Annotated in this window: 16 protein-coding genes and 1 tRNA gene; 15 read left to right on the top strand and 2 right to left on the bottom strand. The window is 54.3% G+C overall.

All coding sequences use genetic code 11. From position 1 onward, the window contains the following. The first annotated feature begins 57 nt into the window (after window positions 1-57). Window positions 58-339 (top strand): acylphosphatase, encoded by a 282-nt coding sequence (yccX, locus tag CRO87_RS14325; RefSeq protein ID WP_097163618.1) that lies wholly within the window; start codon window positions 58-60, stop codon window positions 337-339. Here the strand turns inward: yccX and tusE are convergent. Together tusE and yccA are read right to left on the bottom strand one after the other, a co-directional pair. Next, window positions 336-665 (bottom strand): sulfurtransferase TusE, encoded by a 330-nt coding sequence (gene tusE / locus CRO87_RS14330; protein ID WP_097163619.1) that lies wholly within the window; start codon window positions 663-665, stop codon window positions 336-338. The genes yccX and tusE overlap by 4 nt on opposite strands. A 90-nt stretch (window positions 666-755) precedes the next feature. Then, entirely contained in the window at window positions 756-1,415 is a 660-nt protein-coding gene (gene yccA / locus CRO87_RS14335) for an FtsH protease modulator YccA (RefSeq protein WP_097163620.1), read from the bottom strand. Between the two features lie 273 nt (window positions 1,416-1,688). Here yccA and CRO87_RS14340 point away from each other — a divergent pair, with 273 nt between their 5' ends. The 14 genes from CRO87_RS14340 to CRO87_RS14400 form a co-directional block, all read left to right on the top strand. Then, window positions 1,689-3,317: an ABC transporter substrate-binding protein gene (locus tag CRO87_RS14340; RefSeq protein ID WP_097163621.1), complete on the top strand. Its 1,629-nt coding sequence runs from the start codon at window positions 1,689-1,691 to the stop codon at window positions 3,315-3,317. Between the two features lie 145 nt (window positions 3,318-3,462). Beyond that, window positions 3,463-3,550: transfer RNA gene (locus CRO87_RS14345), tRNA-Ser, on the top strand. A 661-nt stretch (window positions 3,551-4,211) separates the two neighbouring features. Further along, a complete protein-coding gene (tssB, locus tag CRO87_RS14350) occupies window positions 4,212-4,709 on the top strand; it encodes a type VI secretion system contractile sheath small subunit (protein WP_097163622.1) in 498 nt (165 codons plus the stop codon). Window positions 4,710-4,744: 35 nt separating this feature from the next. Continuing rightward, window positions 4,745-6,295, top strand: a complete 1,551-nt coding sequence (tssC, locus tag CRO87_RS14355; protein ID WP_097163623.1) for a type VI secretion system contractile sheath large subunit — start codon at window positions 4,745-4,747, stop codon at window positions 6,293-6,295. 16 nt (window positions 6,296-6,311) lie between these two features. Further along, window positions 6,312-7,652 (top strand): type VI secretion system baseplate subunit TssK, encoded by a 1,341-nt coding sequence (gene tssK, locus CRO87_RS14360; RefSeq protein WP_097163624.1) that lies wholly within the window; start codon window positions 6,312-6,314, stop codon window positions 7,650-7,652. Further along, on the top strand, window positions 7,649-8,338 hold the full coding sequence (tssL, locus tag CRO87_RS14365) for a type VI secretion system protein TssL, short form (protein ID WP_097163625.1): 690 nt from the start codon (window positions 7,649-7,651) through the stop codon (window positions 8,336-8,338). Before tssK ends, tssL begins: the two co-directional genes overlap by 4 nt. Further along, window positions 8,335-10,038 (top strand): OmpA family protein, encoded by a 1,704-nt coding sequence (locus tag CRO87_RS14370; RefSeq protein WP_097163626.1) that lies wholly within the window; start codon window positions 8,335-8,337, stop codon window positions 10,036-10,038. Before tssL ends, CRO87_RS14370 begins: the two co-directional genes overlap by 4 nt. Before the next feature lie 13 nt (window positions 10,039-10,051). Further along, window positions 10,052-10,543, top strand: coding sequence for a type VI secretion system effector Hcp (gene hcp, locus CRO87_RS14375; protein WP_028019678.1), 492 nt, complete (start codon window positions 10,052-10,054; stop codon window positions 10,541-10,543). A gap of 175 nt (window positions 10,544-10,718) precedes the next feature. Continuing rightward, window positions 10,719-13,373, top strand: coding sequence for a type VI secretion system ATPase TssH (tssH, locus tag CRO87_RS14380; RefSeq protein ID WP_097163627.1), 2,655 nt, complete (start codon window positions 10,719-10,721; stop codon window positions 13,371-13,373). Beyond that, window positions 13,370-15,748 carry a type VI secretion system Vgr family protein gene (locus CRO87_RS14385; RefSeq protein WP_097163628.1) on the top strand — a complete coding sequence of 793 codons (2,379 nt, stop codon included), beginning with the start codon at window positions 13,370-13,372 and terminating at the stop codon, window positions 15,746-15,748. The genes tssH and CRO87_RS14385 overlap by 4 nt, the downstream gene beginning before the upstream one ends. A gap of 3 nt (window positions 15,749-15,751) precedes the next feature. Then, window positions 15,752-16,537, top strand: a complete 786-nt coding sequence (locus tag CRO87_RS14390) for a DUF4123 domain-containing protein (RefSeq protein WP_097163629.1) — start codon at window positions 15,752-15,754, stop codon at window positions 16,535-16,537. A gap of 71 nt (window positions 16,538-16,608) precedes the next feature. Further along, the gene (locus CRO87_RS22585; RefSeq protein ID WP_141398705.1) at window positions 16,609-16,827 is read left to right on the top strand and encodes a YceK/YidQ family lipoprotein; all 219 of its coding nucleotides are present in this window, start codon (window positions 16,609-16,611) and stop codon (window positions 16,825-16,827) included. Window positions 16,828-16,889: 62 nt separating this feature from the next. After that, window positions 16,890-17,423: a DUF3304 domain-containing protein gene (locus CRO87_RS14395; protein ID WP_097163630.1), complete on the top strand. Its 534-nt coding sequence runs from the start codon at window positions 16,890-16,892 to the stop codon at window positions 17,421-17,423. A 203-nt stretch (window positions 17,424-17,626) separates the two neighbouring features. Beyond that, window positions 17,627-17,952, top strand: a 326-nt coding sequence (locus tag CRO87_RS14400) for a DUF3304 domain-containing protein (protein WP_141398706.1), incomplete at its 3' end; no start/stop codon positions are given.

Raw genomic sequence — 17,952 nt, forward strand, 5'->3', positions numbered from 1 at the left:
TGGGCGCCATTTTCCCACGTCAGCGGGGAAATGCAACGACTAACCGGGGGAGCAGGTATGGCGCAGGTATGTACGATCGCGTGGGTTCACGGCATGGTGCAGGGTGTCGGGTTTCGCTACAGCACGCAACGTGAAGCTTTAAAGCTCGGGTTAACAGGGTATGCCAAAAATCTGGACGACGGCAGCGTTGAAGTTCTGGCGTGTGGAGATGCGGGAAAAGTGGAAGAGCTTATCGCCTGGCTGAAAGCGGGCGGGCCGCGCAGCGCCCGGGTGGATAAGGTTCTGGCTGAACCGCACCAGCCCGGAAAAGTATGGACCGACTTCGGGATCCGCTATTAGATGCACTTCACCGGTTTAGGCAGGCCGGCAATTTTGGTGGCCTGTTTCGCCGGGCCTTTGGGGAATAAGCGATACAGGTAGCGGCTGTTGCCTTTCTCCTCGCCAAATTTTTTGGCCATCGCTTTGACCAGCATGCGGATGGCGGGCGAAGTATTGAATTCGAGGTAAAAGTCGCGCACGAAGCGCACCACTTCCCAGTGCTCAGGCGAGAGGACAATTTCCTCTTTCGCGGCAATCACTTCCGCCAGGCCTTCGCTCCACTGGCTGCTCTCTTTCAGGTAGCCGTCGTTATCGGTTTCTATCGTTTTGCCTTCAAAGTTCAACATTATCTTTCACAACCGTTCGCAGAAAACCGCCGCAGTGTAGCAAAAAACAAAGCCCCGCATAAGCGGGGCTCGGGTAACGCATAATGCGGTTTAGTCTCTGCTGGCGAAGCCAAGGATGCTCAGCAGGCTGACAAAGATGTTGTACAGGGACACGTACAGGCTCACGGTGGCGCGAATGTAATTGGTTTCGCCGCCGTGAATGATGTTGCTGGTTTCATACAGGATGGCGCCTGAAGAAATCAGGATGAACACCGCGCTGATAGCCAGGTGCAGCGCTGGCAGCTGCAGGAAGATGTTGGCCACCATACCGATCAGCACAACCACGATGCCCGCCATCAGCATACCGCCGAGGAAGGACATATCTTTACGGGTGGTCAGTACGTAAGCTGAGCAGCAGAAGAACACCAGCGCGGTACCGCCCAGCGCCATGCCGATCACATCCCCCATGCCCGCGGAGATATACGCGTTCAGCATTGGGCCGAGGATATAGCCGAGGAAACCGGTGAAGGCGAATGCAGACAAAATGCCCACGGGTTTGTCTGCCGTTTTATAAGTCAGGAACATCAGGCCGTACATGCCGACCAGCGTCAGGATCAGACCCGGAGAAGGCAGCATCAGAACGGTACTTGCCGTCGCCGTGATGGCGGAAAACGCCAGCGTCAGGCTCAGCAGAAAATAGGTATTACGCAGGACTTTGTGTGTGCTAAGTAGCGATGAACGATCGCGCGACGAGGTAATAATACGATCCATAGTGTCACTCTCTTTATAGATAGTTGTCATAACTGCTGAGAATAAGTAAACAAAGTCAAAAGCTCTAGTGCTTTTACCCATCTTTACCGACCCGTTTTCCCTGTCATACAGACGAAAATATCGGCGATAAAATTCATGGCAGCATGTTCGTTGTTTTTTTGCCGCTAACCAGATCGACATCTTATAGGTTACTGAAAAATATTGCCTTATTGCGAAACCACCGCTAACACTGGAGACGGTGTCACCCATAATGAAATCAATAAGGCAAAGGACATGAAACCACAAAACCACAATCATATTACGCAGGCGTTGCTGCTGGCCGGACTCCTTAGTGCTGCATCTCACAGTTGGGCGGCGCAGGTCCCGGAAGGCACGATTCTTGCGGATAAACAGGAGTTGGTCAGGAACAACGGTAGTGAGCCTGCCACGCTTGACCCACATAAGGTCGAAAGTGATGTCGAAGGTAATATTATCAGGGACATCTTCGACGGGCTGGTGGCGGTGCGTGCCGATGGCTCGATAGAACCGCGCCTGGCGGAAAAGTGGGAGGAGAAAGACAATACGGTCTGGACTTTCCACCTGCGCCCGGGCATTACCTGGTCCGATGGAACGGCAATCACCGCGCAGGATGTGGTCTGGAGCTGGCAGCGTCTGGTTGATCCCAAAACTGTTTCACCGTACGCGAGCTATCCCGGCAATATGCATATCGTGAATGCAGCAGACATTGCCCTTGGTAAAAAATCGCCCGACGCATTGGGTGTAAAAGCCCTGGATGACCAGACGCTACAGGTCACGCTTTCCCAGCCGAATGCCGCGTTTCTTTCTATGCTCGATCACTATGTGATGGTGCCTGTCGATCCTGTCCTGGTGCAGCGCTTTGGCGACAAGTGGACGCAGCCGCAGCACATTGTCACGAGCGGCGCATACAAGCCGACGCAATGGGTGGTGAACGAACGTATCGTTGCAGAGCGTAATCCGAAGTACTGGGATAATGCACATACGGTGATTAATAAAGTGACCTATCTGCCGATTTCCTCTGAAGCGGCGGATGTGAATCGCTATAAGGCAGGGGAGATCGATATTGCCTATACGGTTCCGATCAACCAGTTTGCGCAGTTGAAAAAGACCATGGGCAGCGAGTTGGACGTTTCGCCGCAGCTTGCCACCTACTACTATCAGTTCAATACAACCAAAGCACCGTTTAACGACGCGCGCGTGCGTCGTGCGCTGAATATGGCGCTGGATAAAGACATCATCGCTGACAAAGTGTTGGGGCAGGGGCAGCGTCCGGCCTGGTTAATCAGCCAGCCGGAAATCGGTGGTGTCAGTCTGAAAAAACCTGATTACGCCAGCTGGCCGCGTGATAAGCGTATCGCTGAGGCGAAAAAACTGCTGGCGGAAGCCGGGTTTGGCGAAAATCATCCGCTCTCTTTCAATCTGTTATACAACACTTCTGAATCTCATCAGCGCATTGCGATTGCCGCCAGTTCGATGTGGAAGAAAAATCTGGGTGTGGAAGTGAAGCTGCAAAATCAGGAATGGAAAACCATGCTGGACTCAATGCATACCGGCAACTTTGACGTCGTGCGCTATGCCTGGATTGCCGACTACGATGATGTTTCAACCTTCCTGAATAACTTCCGCACGGGCGACAGCGAAAACACCAGCAAATACAGCAACACGACCTTTGATCAGATGCTGGTGGATGCGGCTAAAGCAACGGATGTGGCAAAGCGAGGCGAGTATTACCAGAAAGCGGAAGATATTCTTGCCCAGGACGTTCCGGCTATACCGGTTTATCACTATGTGCGTACCCATCTGGTGAAACCCTGGGTAGGTGGATTCACTCCGGATAAGCTCGGGTTCTACTACACCAAAGATATGTTTATCAAAAAACACTGAGCTATTTTTTCGGGCGAAAACGCTGAAATACTGCTCAATACGTTGTAAATTAAGCCAATTAAACGCATTTTGATTGTTTTTCAGGCAAACGAACAAGGTGGGGGTTTACAGGATGCCTTCTGATGTTTAAAGTACGCCTCACTTAGGAAGCGTGGCCGAGCGGTTGAAGGCACCGGTCTTGAAAACCGGCGACCCGAAAGGGTTCTAGAGTTCGAATCTCTACGCTTCCGCCAAATTAAACAAGGGGTTACCGAAAGGTAACCCCTTGTTGTTTTTGGCCGCTGGTAAAGTTTAAGTATATTCACCAGGTCTATTTTGCCCATTCCCAGTCCCGCTTCTCACACAGGCATTGCCATAACTGCTGCCGAGATTTTTGCTGCCTGTTTGACAGAAGCTACAGATTTTCACACCACCTCCGTGATTTTTGCCGTTATGGCCTTGTCGTAGTACATCCCCAGCTAGCGGAGTTCCTGTAGAGTCCATAGGGAACGATGGTTACGGAGTTTGTCTTCAGCGGCATCTCTGCAATTTACCGGGCGGTGTGGCAAGAGGGCGTTATCCATTAAGTCTGCCTTTGAGCCTCTATCCAAATGTTCCTGAGATAAAGAACACTCCTTTCATTCATGCCAAAAATACAATTCAATTAATTATAATTAATTTATATTGTTCAGATGGTTTGAATTTAATTTTGAAAATTCCTAATTAATGATTTTATGACGCTAAAAGCCAGTGGCAATAACATTCTGTAATTTTACTAAATTTAACTTTAGTAGTGCTAAAGTTTTAAATATGCCGCCTCTCCTTTACCTTTTATTGCATTGCTGGTACAAAAAGAGACCCTATTAATACGGGCGCCGCATCTATTAATGGATAAATTTATTCAGGAGAAGAATCATGGCAGATTCATTTCAGCAGGAAATTCCTAAGGCACGCGTTAATATTAAATTAGATTTACACACGGGCGGAGCCCAGAAGAAAGTCGAGCTTCCGCTCAAATTACTGACCGTGGGTGATTTCAGTAACGGCAAGGCCGAAGGCTCGCTGTCCGAGCGTGAAAAAATCAACGTAAACAAGAACAACTTCAACAGCGTCCTGGCAGAGCTGAACCCCGAAGTGAGTCTCATCGTTAAAAACACCCTGGCAAATGATGGCTCCGAAGAGAATATTCGCCTGCAGTTCCAGGAGATGAAAGATTTTGAGCCTGAGCAGGTTGCCCGCCAAATCCCACAGCTGCGCGCCATGCTGGCCATGCGTAATTTGCTGCGCGATTTAAAATCCAATCTTCTGGATAACGTAACTTTCCGGAAAGAACTGGAAAAGATCCTCAAAGACCCGACTCTCAGCGACGAACTGCGTAATGAGCTGAATGCACTTGCCCCGGCCCAGGACTAATTACTGGAAACGTTAACGGAATAATTACGAGAAAAATGCTTATGTCTCTGAATAATGAATCCCAGTCTCAGGATGGCGGTGTAACGCTGGAAAAAAACCTGCCTCAGGGCGGTGTCTATGCGTCTCTTTTCGAAAAAATTAATTTAACGCCGGTCTCAAAACTCGGCGAGCTGGATGGCTTCCAGGATAATAACGTGATGGCGGAAACCTCTGCTGACGCGCGTGTTACCGCCGCCGTTCAGGTCTTTATGCAGTGCCTGAAAAAATCAGGCCAGTCCGTCGAAAAACTCGATAAAACCCTGCTCGACCATCATATTGCGGAACTTGATTTCCAGATCAGCCGTCAGCTCGACGAAGTGATGCACAACGATGAATTCCAGAAAGTGGAGTCCGTCTGGCGCGGCCTGAAGTCGCTGGTGGATAAAACCGACTTCCGCCAAAACGTGAAGCTGGAAATTCTCGATCTCTCTAAAGACGAACTGCGCCAGGACTTCGAGGACTCGCCTGAAATTATCCAGAGCGGCCTGTACAAGCAGACCTATATCGCCGAGTACGACACCCCTGGCGGTGAGCCGATTGGTGCGATTATCTCTGCCTACGAGTTTGATGCCTCCGCTCAGGATGTGGCGCTGATGCGCAACCTGTCCAAAGTGTCCGCTGCCGCGCACATGCCGTTTATCGGCTCCGCTAGCCCGAAATTCTTCCTGAAAGACAGTATGGAAGAAGTGGCGGCCATCAAGGATATCGGCAACTACTTTGACCGCGCCGAATACATCAAATGGAAATCGTTCCGCGACACCGACGATTCACGCTATATCGGTCTAGTAATGCCGCGTGTGCTCGGTCGTCTGCCGTATGGCCCGGACACCGTGCCGGTGCGCAGCTTCAACTACATCGAAGAAGTGAAAGGCCCGGATCACGACAAATACCTGTGGACCAATGCGTCGTTCGCCTTCGCCGCCAATATGGTGAAGAGCTTCATCAATAACGGCTGGTGCGTGCAGATCCGTGGCCCGCAGGCGGGCGGCGCGGTACAGGACTTGCCAATCCATCTGTACGATCTCGGCACCGGCAATCAGGTGAAAATTCCGTCCGAAGTGATGATCCCGGAAACCCGCGAATTTGAATTCGCCAACCTCGGCTTCATCCCGCTGTCGTACTACAAAAACCGCGACTACGCGTGCTTCTTCTCGGCGAACTCCACACAGAAACCGGCGCTGTACGACACCGCTGATGCCACTGCTAACAGCCGCATCAACGCGCGTCTGCCGTACATCTTCCTGCTGTCGCGCATCGCCCATTACCTGAAGCTTATCCAGCGTGAAAACATCGGTACCACCAAGGATCGCCGTCTGCTGGAGCTGGAGTTGAACACCTGGGTACGCGGGCTGGTCACTGAAATGACCGATCCGGGCGACGAACTGCAGGCATCTCACCCGCTGCGTGACGCGAAAGTGATGGTCGAAGACATCGAAGACAACCCAGGCTTCTTCCGCGTGAAGCTGTATGCCGTGCCGCACTTCCAGGTGGAAGGGATGGACGTCAACCTGTCGCTGGTTTCCCAGATGCCGAAGGCGAAATCGTAACTAAGGCAGGAAGCCGATGAAAACGGAACAACCGTTATGGGGCAGAGGGATCATGGTCTCGCCCCAGCACTTCCAGCAACAGGCCGCGTATGCGGCCTGGTCCACGGAATGTATTGCGCAGATGGGCCTCACTCATCCCTGGGGAGTGATTGAGGCGGCATTTGAGCCGGAGACGCTGAAGCTGGGGCGCCTGCAGGCCCGCAGGCTGCATATTCGTTTTCAGGATGGCACCCTTGTTGATAGCGATAATGCCGACGGCCTGCCGTCAGTACTATCGCTTGAAGGGGAGTCGCACGAAACCGTTGTGGTACTGGCGCTGCCCCTGTGGCGAGCCAACGGCGGCAACTGCCTGAAACCGGACGAGACCGCTGAACGTCCGGTTCGCTATCGCCAGCGCTGGCATGATGTTCGCAACCAGTTTGGCGACGACAGTCGACAGATTGCGGTTCTGCAACCTGAGCTAAGCTTGCGCTTTGCCCACCAGAATAACAGCGACTACCTGACCTGCCCGGTGGCACGTCTGCAACAGGACTCGCAGGGCGTATGGACGCTGGATGACAGCTTTTTACCACCCTTGCTGAGCGTGCGAAGCAGCCGCTGGATGATAGCGCAGCTCGAGCAGCTGATGACCCAGCTGCGGGCGCGTCTGACGCGGCTGATGTCCATGCGTCGTGAGAGCAACGAACGAATGGCTGACTTTGCGGTGGCCGATGTCTCCCTGTTCTGGTTACTCAACGCACTCAACAGCGCTGAGCCGGTGCTGGGGCAGTTTCAGCGTTTCCCGCAAAGCGCCGTTGAGCGTCTGTTCCCTGAGCTGGCTCGTCTCGCCGGTAGCTTGCTGACGTTCTCCCTGGAGCACCAGGTCAGCGCCATTCCGGTTTATCAGCACGAACACCTGAATGCGGTTTTCCCGCCGCTGTTTGACCTGTTAAGCGATTTACTGGAAGCCAGTCTGCCCTCCCGTGTGGTGTCCATTGAGCTCACTCATGACAAACGCCTGCGTCAGTGGTTGGCTCGCTTGCAGGATCCTCGCCTGCTGGAAGGGGCCGACTATTACCTGTCTGTACGCTCACCTGTTCCGGTGGCGCAGCTTCAGGAGCAGTTCCCGCGTCAGTGCAAGGTAGGGAGTCCGGATTATGTCACAAGCCTGGTGAATGCTTCCCGGCAGGGGATCCCCCTCAAGCCGCTGCGCCACGTGCCTGCTGCCATTCCGCTGCGCCTGGAAAATCAGTATTTCTCTCTCGACCTTACCCATCCTGCCGCACAGGAAATGCTTGAGAGCCGCAGCTGTATGTTCTACACCCCGGGCACGCTTGGCGAACCTGAACTTGAACTCTTTGCGGTACTAAGAACATGAGTGAAAACAAGCGTGGAATGACTGCGCCCATCGATATCGATGCTCTGTTGCAGGATACGTGGCTGCAGGTAATCAGCTTACGTCACGGGCCCATTTTCCAGGAGGGCGAAGGCCGGCTGTTATGGGATCGCTGTGTTGCCGATGTTGAACGCGTGCAGCTGGCGCTGAAAGAAAAGGGGCTGGACGAAGCCAGCTGCCTGCATATTCTCACTGCCCAGTGTGCGCTGATCGATGAAGCGGTGAAAAGCCGGGGCCAGCAGGATGATGCCTGCGTCCAGTGGTACGACATTCCTCTGCAGGGCCATTTCCTTGGCACTATGGAGGCCGGTGATACGTTGTGTGACCGCATGCGTGATGTACTGCGTGAATCTGCGCCAGAAAACGCCGTGCTGACCTGCTTCCAGCGAGTCATGATGCTGGGCTTCCTCGGCAGTTTCCGTTCACTGAACGATCCTGAGAGGCAAAAGCTGGTCAAAGCGCTCAGCGAACACGTCGCACCTTTCACTTACCCGCAAACGCATCCGGTTCTGGCTGAAAGCCGCACCGGGCGGGGCGTGGGTAACTGGTTCTCCTCATGGCCTGTTCGTATTGCCGTGAGCGCTGTTGTGGTTGCCGCGCTGTGGTGGGGGCTGAATCACTGGTTGGATCAGACGCTGGCAACCCTGTTGCCTGGGGCGGTGAAATGAGTCCTGCGCAACAGCGTTGGCTTGCACTCTGGGCTGCTCTTTTGACGGGCGTGGTGTGTCTGGGTTTCTTGCCTGTGTCCCGGCTGGCTTCAGTTATTCTGCTCCTTGTCGTCTGGGGAGCAATAGCCGCAATTCTGTACGTGGTCTCTCGCCGTTCGGAACAGCACTCTACAGTGCGTCTCGATAATCTTCCGGAAGCGACTTATCGCCAGCCCGTCGTGCTGGTTTGTGGTGATTTGCCTCAGGCATGGCCGGAGCAGTCGCAGGTGCTGACCGTGACGCAGGGGTGCTGGATCCGCGTTGAACAACATCAGGATGTTCAACAGGTTGCGCGTCAGCTGCTGTGGCTGCGCCCGGACTGGGGACGGCAGCTTTCCGTGATGGTCTGTATCTGCCCGCAGAAAAATGCCGATGGTGAAGCGCTCACCAGCAAGCTGCTGGCCCTGCGCTGGCAAATCAGCCAGCTGCGTCGGGATACAGGTCATTGCGTGCCGCTTGTGCTGAACGGCCTCGCGGGCAGCGCCATGATGAACGACATGCTGTGGCAGGTCGCCATACCAGGGGAGGGGATCAGCGTCTGGCGTGAATCATCAGCCCCTTGTTCTATTGCTGCCTGGGTCACTACCGGGGGAGCCATGGCGATGCAGCAGCAAGTGCTGATGAACAGCCTGATGACCTGGTTCCATCAGCACGTCAAAGCGGTCTTTATGGATGAGAACCCGGATATCCCGGCTATTGCCCCAACCGCCGTGCTGTGGGGCATAGGCCCTATTCTGGCAGGGAGCCTGGCCTCATCAGTCTGGACCGCTTGGCTTTCCCGTCATACTGCGATGCAGCAGGCCGCGGGCTGGCAGCCAGTGGGGACTGACAGCACGGTGATGTCGCTGTTACCGGACTTTGTGCTGCCTATGTTGCCGGAAGGGCAAGGGCTGACCCCGCGCCAGCGGGCGTGGCGTTGTGGATTCGGCTTGTTCACACTTGCCGCTATCGCAGCCCTGTGCAGCAGCGGCTGGAACAACAGTCAGCTGTTGCACCGCATGAGTTTTGACATCAATCGCTACGATCGCATTTCAACGGACGATTACAGCCTGAAGGCTGCGGCAGTCGGCGTGCTGCGTGAAGATGCAACGCAGCTTGATGAGTGGGCCCGTAACGGTAATCCGTTTCGCACGAGTTTTGGGCTTTACCAGGGAGAGCGCCTGCGGATGCCTGTTCTGGATGCTATCCGTTCCTATGTTCCGCCTCCACCGCCTCCACCGCCGCCGTCAATACCCAAAGCGGTACCGAAAATCATCCGCCTCGACAGCATGTCGCTGTTCGATTCAGGCAAATATGACCTCAAACCTGGCTCAACCAAACTGCTGGTCAACTCGCTGGTGGGGATTAAGGCCAAACCCGGCTGGCTGATTGTGGTCGCGGGGCATACCGATAACACCGGCAACCCTGGGCTTAACCAGACGCTCTCCCAGAAACGCGCTGAAGCGGTGCGCAACTGGATGCGCGACACCGGTGACGTGCCGGAAAGCTGTTTTGCGGTGCAGGGCTATGGCGAAAGCCGCCCGGTCGCAACCAATGACACCCCGGAAGGCCGTGCGCTCAACCGTCGTGTCGAAATCAGCCTGGTACCGCAGGCCAACGCCTGTCAGATACCTGGCAAAACCCCGGCGTCATCGCAGGATGATGACGTTTCTCAACATTAATGGAGTAAATCCGATGGCAATTCCTGTTTATCTTTGGCTGAAAGACGACGGCGGCGCGGACATCAAAGGGTCTGTGGACGTGCAGGATCGCGAAGGCAGCATCGAAGTGGTTGCACAGCAGCATAACCTGTACATCCCGACCGATAATAACACCGGCAAGCTGACCGGTACCCGTATCCACACCCCGTTCCTGTTCACCAAGGAAATCGACTCCTCCAGCCCGTATCTGTACAAGGCTGTGACCACCGGTCAGACCCTCAAGTCTGCGGAGTTCAAGTGGTACAAAATCAACGACGCGGGCCAGGAAGTGGAGTACTTCAACACCAAACTGGAAAACGTGAAAGTGGTGAAAGTTAACCCGGTGATGCACGACATCAAGGATCCTTCCTTCGAGAAGCACAACCACCTCGAGCAGATCGAACTGCGTTACGAAAAAATCACCTGGACCTACAAAGACGGCAACATCATTCATTCCGATTCCTGGAACGAACGCGCCACGGCGTAAGCCCGCTGCGGACAGGTCCCTGTCCGCAATTCTTTGCTGAGCGTCCGCCGCACTCACTGGCGCTCAGCAAAGAATCACACAATCTGCCTGCCTGACCTGATGCGCTTTGGGTTCCTGATGAACAGGGAACAGCGAGGGGCGGTAGCGTGCCCGGGAACACTCAAGAGAGAGAAAAATGGAAAACTCAGCCGTCCTGTTACGTCGCCTCAATCCTTACTGCGCGCGCGCGCTGGAAGGAGCAGCCTCCCTGTGTCAGACCCGTGCGCATGCAGAAATTCTGCCGGAGCACTGGCTGCTCAAGCTGCTGGAGCAGGGTGAGGGCGATCTCACCGTGCTGGCCCGTCGCTACGAGTGGGATATGGACGGCATGTGGCAGGCGCTACTCGGCTGGCTGGACGGGCTGCCTCGTTCGGTGCGCAGCCGCCCGGCGCTTGCCGACTCCCTTAATGCGTTGCTGAAGCAGGCATGGATGGCGGCCTCATTGCAGAATGAGGCACAAATTCGCAGCCAGCATCTGCTGATGGCGCTTATTGAGAGCCCGAAACTGATTCATTGTGACGGCCTGTGGCCGCTGTTGACGTTAGGCCAGAGTCAGCTCGAACGCCTGCGTCCGCTGCTGGATGCGCAGTCCGACGAGCGCCCGGAAGTGCAGCAGGAAGCAGAGTTGTTGCACTCATCTGGCGGCGATGTGGAGATCATCGGTCGCCCGGCGGGCATTGAAGCAAAAGAGGGTGAGCTCAGCCCGGCATTACAGAACGCGCTGGATAAATTCACCCTCGACGTCACCGCCAAAGCGAAAGAGGGCAAAATCGACCCGGTGTTTGGCCGTGATACGGAAATCCGTCAGATGGTGGACATCCTCTCACGTCGTCGCAAAAACAACCCGATCCTGGTGGGCGAGCCGGGTGTCGGCAAAACGGCGCTGGTGGAAGGGCTGGCGCTGCGTATTGCCGAGGGCAACGTGCCGGAATCCCTCAAGCCTGTTGTTCTGCGCACTCTTGATCTTGGCCTGTTACAGGCGGGAGCAGGTGTGAAAGGCGAGTTCGAACAGCGCCTGAAAAACGTCATCGATGCCGTGCAGCAGTCGCCGGTGCCGATCCTGCTGTTTATTGACGAAGCTCACACCATTATCGGGGCAGGCAATCAGGCGGGTGGCGCAGATGCGGCCAACTTGCTGAAACCTGCGCTGGCACGCGGTGAATTACGCACAATTGCCGCCACCACGTGGAGCGAGTACAAACAGTATTTCGAGCGCGATGCCGCCCTGGAACGTCGCTTCCAGATGGTGAAAGTCGATGAGCCGAATGACGACACCGCCTGCCTGATGCTGCGCGGCCTGAAATCCCGCTATGCCGAACACCATAATGTGCATATCACCGACGATGCGGTGCGTGCTGCGGTTACGTTGTCGCGCCGTTACCTGACGGGTCGTCAGCTGCCGGACAAGGCTGTTGACCTGCTCGATACCGCCGCTGCACGCGTACGCATGAGCCTCGATACCGTACCAGAACAGTTGACCCGCATCCGCGCGCAAATCACTGCCCTGGAAATGGAGAAGCAGGCGCTGATGGAGGACATTGTCGTCGGCAACCAGAGCCATGGTGAACGCCTGGCCGCCATTGAGCAGGAAGAGAGCGATCATATCGTTCAACTCGACGAACTGGAATCCCAGTACGGCCAGGAGCTGAAACTCACCGAACAACTACTGGAGTGTCGCCAGGACATCTCCCGTCAGAGTGAAACCCGCGCGCTACAGCAGGAGTTGAACGGCATGCAGCACAGTAACCCGCTGCTTTCCGTGGATGTGGACGTACGCACCGTCGCCACCGTGATTGCCGACTGGACGGGCGTGCCGCTGTCTTCACTGATGAAGGACGAGCAGACCGAACTGCTGAGCCTGGAAAAGGAAATCGGCAAACGTGTAGTGGGCCAGGATGTGGCACTGACTGCGATTGCTCAGCGCCTGCGTGCAGCAAAAACCGGGCTGACCTCTGAGAATGGCCCGCAGGGTGTGTTCCTGCTGGTTGGCCCGAGCGGCACAGGCAAAACCGAAACCGCACTGACGCTGGCTGACGTGCTGTACGGTGGCGAAAAATCACTGATCACCATCAACCTCTCCGAATACCAGGAACCCCATACCGTCTCCCAGCTGAAAGGCTCCCCACCGGGTTACGTCGGATACGGGCAGGGCGGCATTCTCACCGAAGCCGTGCGGAAGCGCCCATACAGCGTGGTGCTGCTGGATGAAGTGGAAAAAGCTCACCGCGACGTGATGAACCTGTTCTACCAGGTGTTCGACCGTGGCTTTATGCGCGACGGAGAAGGGCGCGAAATCGACTTCCGCAACACCGTTATTCTGATGACCTCCAACCTCGGCAGCGACCATCTGATGCAGCTGCTGGATGAAAGCCCGGAAGCCACCGAAGCCGATCTGCACGAGCTGCTGCGTCCGATCCTGCGTGACCACTTCCAGCCCGCGCTGCTGGCACGCTTCCAGACTGTGATTTACCGCCCTCTGGCGGAAACTGCCATGCGCACCATTGTGGAAATGAAACTCGCCCAGGTGAGCAAGCGTCTGCACCGTCATTACGGCCTGACCACGCAAATCGATGAGAGCCTGTATGACGCATTGACCAGCGCCTGCCTGCTGCCGGACACCGGGGCGCGTAACGTCGACAGCCTGCTTAATCAGCAAATCCTGCCGGTGCTGAGTCAGCAGCTGCTGAGCCATATGGCGGCGAAACAGAAACCTAATGCGTTGACGCTTGGCTGGAGTGAGGCTGAGGGGATCTCACTGAACTTCAACCGGACTGAAGGAGAGAACGCATGAGCACCAATCCACGAATAAGATTCAGCCACAACCATCACCAGCTGTCGGTGAAAGGCTGTGAAAAGGAACTCGACGTGCTGGCCTTCGAGGGCGAAGAGGCCTTAAGTAAACCGTTCAGCTACCGCATTGAATTCACCAGCGGCGACCACGCCATCAGCAAAGAGATGATTCTGATGAAAGCAGCCTCCCTGAAGCTGCAGGCCCCGGTCGACCAGGGTTATGGCATCAAAATGCAGCAGGCCGTGCGAACCCTTCAGGGGGTGGTGAGCGGCTTTGAACGTCTCAACACCTCAAAGGATGAAACCCATTATGCCCTGACGCTCCAGCCACGCCTGGCGCTGCTCGACCGTTCGCGCCAGAACGCTATTTATCAGGACATGTCGGTCCCACAAATCGTGGAAAAAATCCTGCGCGAGCGCCACAGCATGCGCGGTCAGGATTTTCTGTTCTCGCTTTCAAAAGCGTACCCGCGCCGTGAGCAGGTGATGCAGTACGGCGAAGACGACCTGCATTTTATCACCCGCCTGTTGGGTGAGGTCGGTATCTGGTTCCGCTTCACCACCGACACGCGCCTTAATATCGATGTGGTGGAGTTTTACGACAGCCAGCAGGGTTACGAGAAAGGCCTGACCCTGCCGTCCGTACCGCCGTCCGGCCAGCACTCGAAAGGCGTGGACTCGGTCTGGGAGATGGAATGCCACCACAGCGTGGTGCAAAAGCAGGTCAGCACCCGCGACTACAACTACCGCCAGGCCACGGAAGACATGAACACGCTGGTGGATGCGACTGGCGGGGATGTGACCACCTACGGTGATGCCTATCACTACGCCGACAACTACCTGACGCCGGGCAGCGCATATGACCGCAATCCGGCCCCGGAATCCGGTGCCTTTTATGCCCGCATTCGTCATGAACGTTATCTGAATGGTCAGACGCAGACGCACGCCATCACCAGCTGCCCGACCCTCTCTCCGGGGCAGGTGCTGAAAGTTACCGGCGGGTACGAAGTGGCAGAGGTGTTCGCGAAAGGTGTAATCATCACGGCGATGCACACCCACGCAAGGCGTGATGAAGATTTCAGCGTCAACTTCGATGGCATCCCGGACAGCACTGATTTTAGTTTCCGTCCTGAGCCCGGCTCACGCCCGGTGATGGCGGGCACCTTACCGGCCCGCGTCACCAGCACCACCGAGAACGACACCTACGGCCATATCGATAAAGACGGGCGCTACCGCGTCAATATGCTGTTTGACCGCGATAACTGGGAGACCGGGTTCGAAAGCCTGTGGGTACGCCAGTCCCGCCCGTACGCCGGTGACACCTACGGCCTGCACCTGCCGCTGCTGGCGGGCACCGAAGTGGCGATTGGCTTTGAGGACGGCAACCCGGACAGGCCCTATATTGCGGGCGTGCTGCACGACTCAGCCCACGGCGACCACGTCACCATCCAGAACTACAAACGCAACGTTCTGCGCACGCCAGCGAACAACAAAATCCGCCTCGACGATAACCGTGGGCAGGAGCACATCAAGGTCTCGACGGAGTACGGCGGCAAGAGCCAGCTGAACCTCGGTCACCTGGTTGACAGTGAAAAGCAGAAGCGGGGCGAGGGCTTCGAGCTGCGCACGGACAGCTGGGGCGCGATAAGGGCGCAGAAAGGGTTGTTCATTACTGCGGATGGACAGGCATCAGGGCAGGGCCAGGTGCTGGAAATGGCCCCGACCATCAGCCTGCTAAAAGGGGCTTTGAACCAGATAATCGAGTGGGGGAGCATAACCAGGGCTCATCGCAACTTTTCGCCGGATGCAGATTCGCTGAGGGAATTCGTCAGCGGAGCAGACAACCTGAAAGAGGCCGCATTATTAATAGCGGCACCAAAAGGAATTGCTGCGGTCACACCTGAAAGTACGTTAATGCACAGTGGAAAAGGTCTTTACCTGCAAAGTCTGGGTGAGGTCAATATAGCCACAGCACAACGTCATTCAGTCAATGCCAGCAAAGCAATTTCGATGCTGGCTCAGCAGGAGGGAGTGCGGCTTGTTTCTGCAAAAGGTCCGATGACTTTTGAATCACACGCAGACACCCTCTCCCTGACCTCTCTGAAAGACGTGGCCGTACAGTCCACTCAGGGCCATCTGCAGCTTACTGCGAAAAACGGTATTACGCTTAGCTGTGGCGGAGCGTATATAAAGCTTTCGCCGCAGGGAGAGATTCATATACACGGGCCTGGTCTGCTGAGCCTGAAGGGCCAGCACGAAATGCTGGGGCCGCAGAGCGAGGATTTTCCGCTGCCGGAACTTCCATCCTCTGTCTGTAAGGAATGCCTGAAAAGGGCGCAGGAGATGGCGAAAGGATTTGTGCCAAGGGAGAGTTAATAAGTGCAGAATGAATACTCTGATGCCTGGTTAGAGGACGCTAAACGGCTTTGCCAGCAGATTGGACAGGCCTACATCGATGTCATTGTTGATCAGTGCAGCGTGGATTATTCCGTAATCCCTGCGCTATCTGGCTTTTCACCGCAGATTAAATGGCAGTCGCTCTATAAGGATTTGCCTGAAGATATTTATCCCGAAGATGCGCCACTGCTGATTCGGATAGTGATTAACGATCTGCAACAATGGAACTGGCTTCAGGCGCTGGCAAAAGAGATGTCTACAAAGGCGCCTTTACTGATCTTATGTTCGTCATGGCCATTATCCAGATTGGGAAAATGGCTGACGCAAATCGCTAATGCCCGGCAAGAAGGCCGGGAAGGGATTTTTCGGTTCTGGGATACGCGTATTTTTCCGCATCTTTTTACGGATATTCTGGATACCGAGCAACAGGAACAACTGAAATACCCGGTACTATTCTGGAGGTGGCAGGATCTTGACGGACAACCGGCATTTTTGGCGGGGCGGGGAAGTATTTCGAAACACGATGAGGCTGCCCAGCAGCTTGATTTCAGTGATAGGCAGTATGAAAAATTTATGTGCCTGTGTGATGCAAAACGTTTTGTCGCCCAGCAACTGCCAATAATAAATATGTTCTCCTCCAAAGAGTCCCAATTCAAAGCCTGTTTTGAAGGCATGGTGAAAGCGACCCAGGCCGGGGTGTTGTTTGACGATGAGCGCGATGCCTTTGCAATCGACCATTTAACCCGATTGGGTAATCAAATCGAATGAGGACAGCTTTTTTAAGTCAAATCATTTGATTTATTTGTTTTTAGGATGACAAAAATAAATAAGGAAAGGGAATGAAAAAAATAACAGTGTTGATGTCTGTGTTTCTTTTAAGTGGCTGTGGTTCTCTATCAGAACATGCCTCAGGGTGTTATCGAGAGTATTATCAGGGAACACGAAAAATGGTGGATATGGGATACTGGGTCTACCTTCCCTGGCTTGATGTCCCTTTCTCTGCCGTACTGGATACAGTGACGCTGCCGATTGATGCAATTTGTATTGAAAATCGTTAATAAAGGAATGTGATTTTTTAAATGATATTGGGATATATCATTTTTTTTGGAGGGAAATCAGGATGAAGATAACAATCTCTGGCGTATTACTGGGCATTTTTTTACTGGCCGGATGCAGCCAGCCAAAGGCAGAAGCACAGACGCAAAGAGGTGGTTCGGGGACGATTGAGGCCATTAACCATACCAAATGGGCCATCAACCATTTCAGCGTTAATGGGCAATCTGGAATTGATGCGATCGGTCCATTTGATGGCGGTGGTGGCGGATGTTGCTATGGTGTGCCTTCCGTCTGGAAACCAGATATGACAGTCAGAGTTGACTGGGAAACAGGAGTCGGGAGTTCTGATGATTTTCCAGGATATGCTGATGAGAAGAAATTTTTGGAATGGGCAAAAAAAATAAAGGCTCAGAACCGTCAGCACAGTAAAACGGTGTCGCTGCCAGATTACACTGGACAGGAAACTTGCGGCATTACAGTGCATTTTCTGCCCTGTGACGATGTGAAGGTGACAACAAGCTCCTTTACCTACGTTAGCCCCTCTTACCCTATCAAATTGCCGTTGGAAATGAAGGAGCCGAAGGTTTGTCCCAAGTAATAACAGGTCTGGTCTGGTATCCGCCGGAATTTCCGGCGCAGGGGCGTTTGCCGTCACAGGCTGCGTTGGTAGCTAGAAACCAACAGAAAAGAGTCTGATAAAGATTTATCTCAATGGTAGAAATGATTTAATTATGCCAGTCAGTGGCATAATTAAATCATTTTATCTGTAAGAGTGGGCGGCGAAATAAAAGGAAGATAAGGATGAAGATAACAATCTCTGGCGTGTTACTGGGTGTTTTTTTACTGGCCGGATGCAGCCAGCCAAAGGCAGAAGCACAAACGCAAAGCGGTGGCACAGGAACAATTAAAGCCATTAACCATACTAAGTGGGCCATCAACCACTTCAGCGTTAACGGGCAGTCGGGTATTGATATTATTGGACCTTTTGACGGTGGCGGTGGTGGGTGTTGTTATGGCGTGCCTGCTGTATGGAAACCTGGGATGACGGTACGTGTAGACTGGCAGACTGGCGTTGGAACTTCAGAAGGTTTTCCAGGTTTCGCTGATCGTGAAAAGTATAAAACTTG

Origin of the sequence: Enterobacter sp. CC120223-11 (assembly GCF_900215375.1) — a bacterium.
In the GTDB taxonomy this organism is placed as follows: Bacteria; Pseudomonadota; Gammaproteobacteria; order Enterobacterales; family Enterobacteriaceae; genus Scandinavium.

Coding starts and splice junctions, on each gene's coding strand:
- yccX (WP_097163618.1), top strand. CDS start 58: ATGGCGCAGGTATGTACGATCGCGTGGGTTCACGGCATGGTGCAGGGT.
- tusE (WP_097163619.1), bottom strand. CDS start 665: ATGTTGAACTTTGAAGGCAAAACGATAGAAACCGATAACGACGGCTAC.
- yccA (WP_097163620.1), bottom strand. CDS start 1,415: ATGGATCGTATTATTACCTCGTCGCGCGATCGTTCATCGCTACTTAGC.
- CRO87_RS14340 (WP_097163621.1), top strand. CDS start 1,689: ATGAAACCACAAAACCACAATCATATTACGCAGGCGTTGCTGCTGGCC.
- tssB (WP_097163622.1), top strand. CDS start 4,212: ATGGCAGATTCATTTCAGCAGGAAATTCCTAAGGCACGCGTTAATATT.
- tssC (WP_097163623.1), top strand. CDS start 4,745: ATGCTTATGTCTCTGAATAATGAATCCCAGTCTCAGGATGGCGGTGTA.
- tssK (WP_097163624.1), top strand. CDS start 6,312: ATGAAAACGGAACAACCGTTATGGGGCAGAGGGATCATGGTCTCGCCC.
- tssL (WP_097163625.1), top strand. CDS start 7,649: ATGAGTGAAAACAAGCGTGGAATGACTGCGCCCATCGATATCGATGCT.
- CRO87_RS14370 (WP_097163626.1), top strand. CDS start 8,335: ATGAGTCCTGCGCAACAGCGTTGGCTTGCACTCTGGGCTGCTCTTTTG.
- hcp (WP_028019678.1), top strand. CDS start 10,052: ATGGCAATTCCTGTTTATCTTTGGCTGAAAGACGACGGCGGCGCGGAC.
- tssH (WP_097163627.1), top strand. CDS start 10,719: ATGGAAAACTCAGCCGTCCTGTTACGTCGCCTCAATCCTTACTGCGCG.
- CRO87_RS14385 (WP_097163628.1), top strand. CDS start 13,370: ATGAGCACCAATCCACGAATAAGATTCAGCCACAACCATCACCAGCTG.
- CRO87_RS22585 (WP_141398705.1), top strand. CDS start 16,609: ATGAAAAAAATAACAGTGTTGATGTCTGTGTTTCTTTTAAGTGGCTGT.
- CRO87_RS14395 (WP_097163630.1), top strand. CDS start 16,890: ATGAAGATAACAATCTCTGGCGTATTACTGGGCATTTTTTTACTGGCC.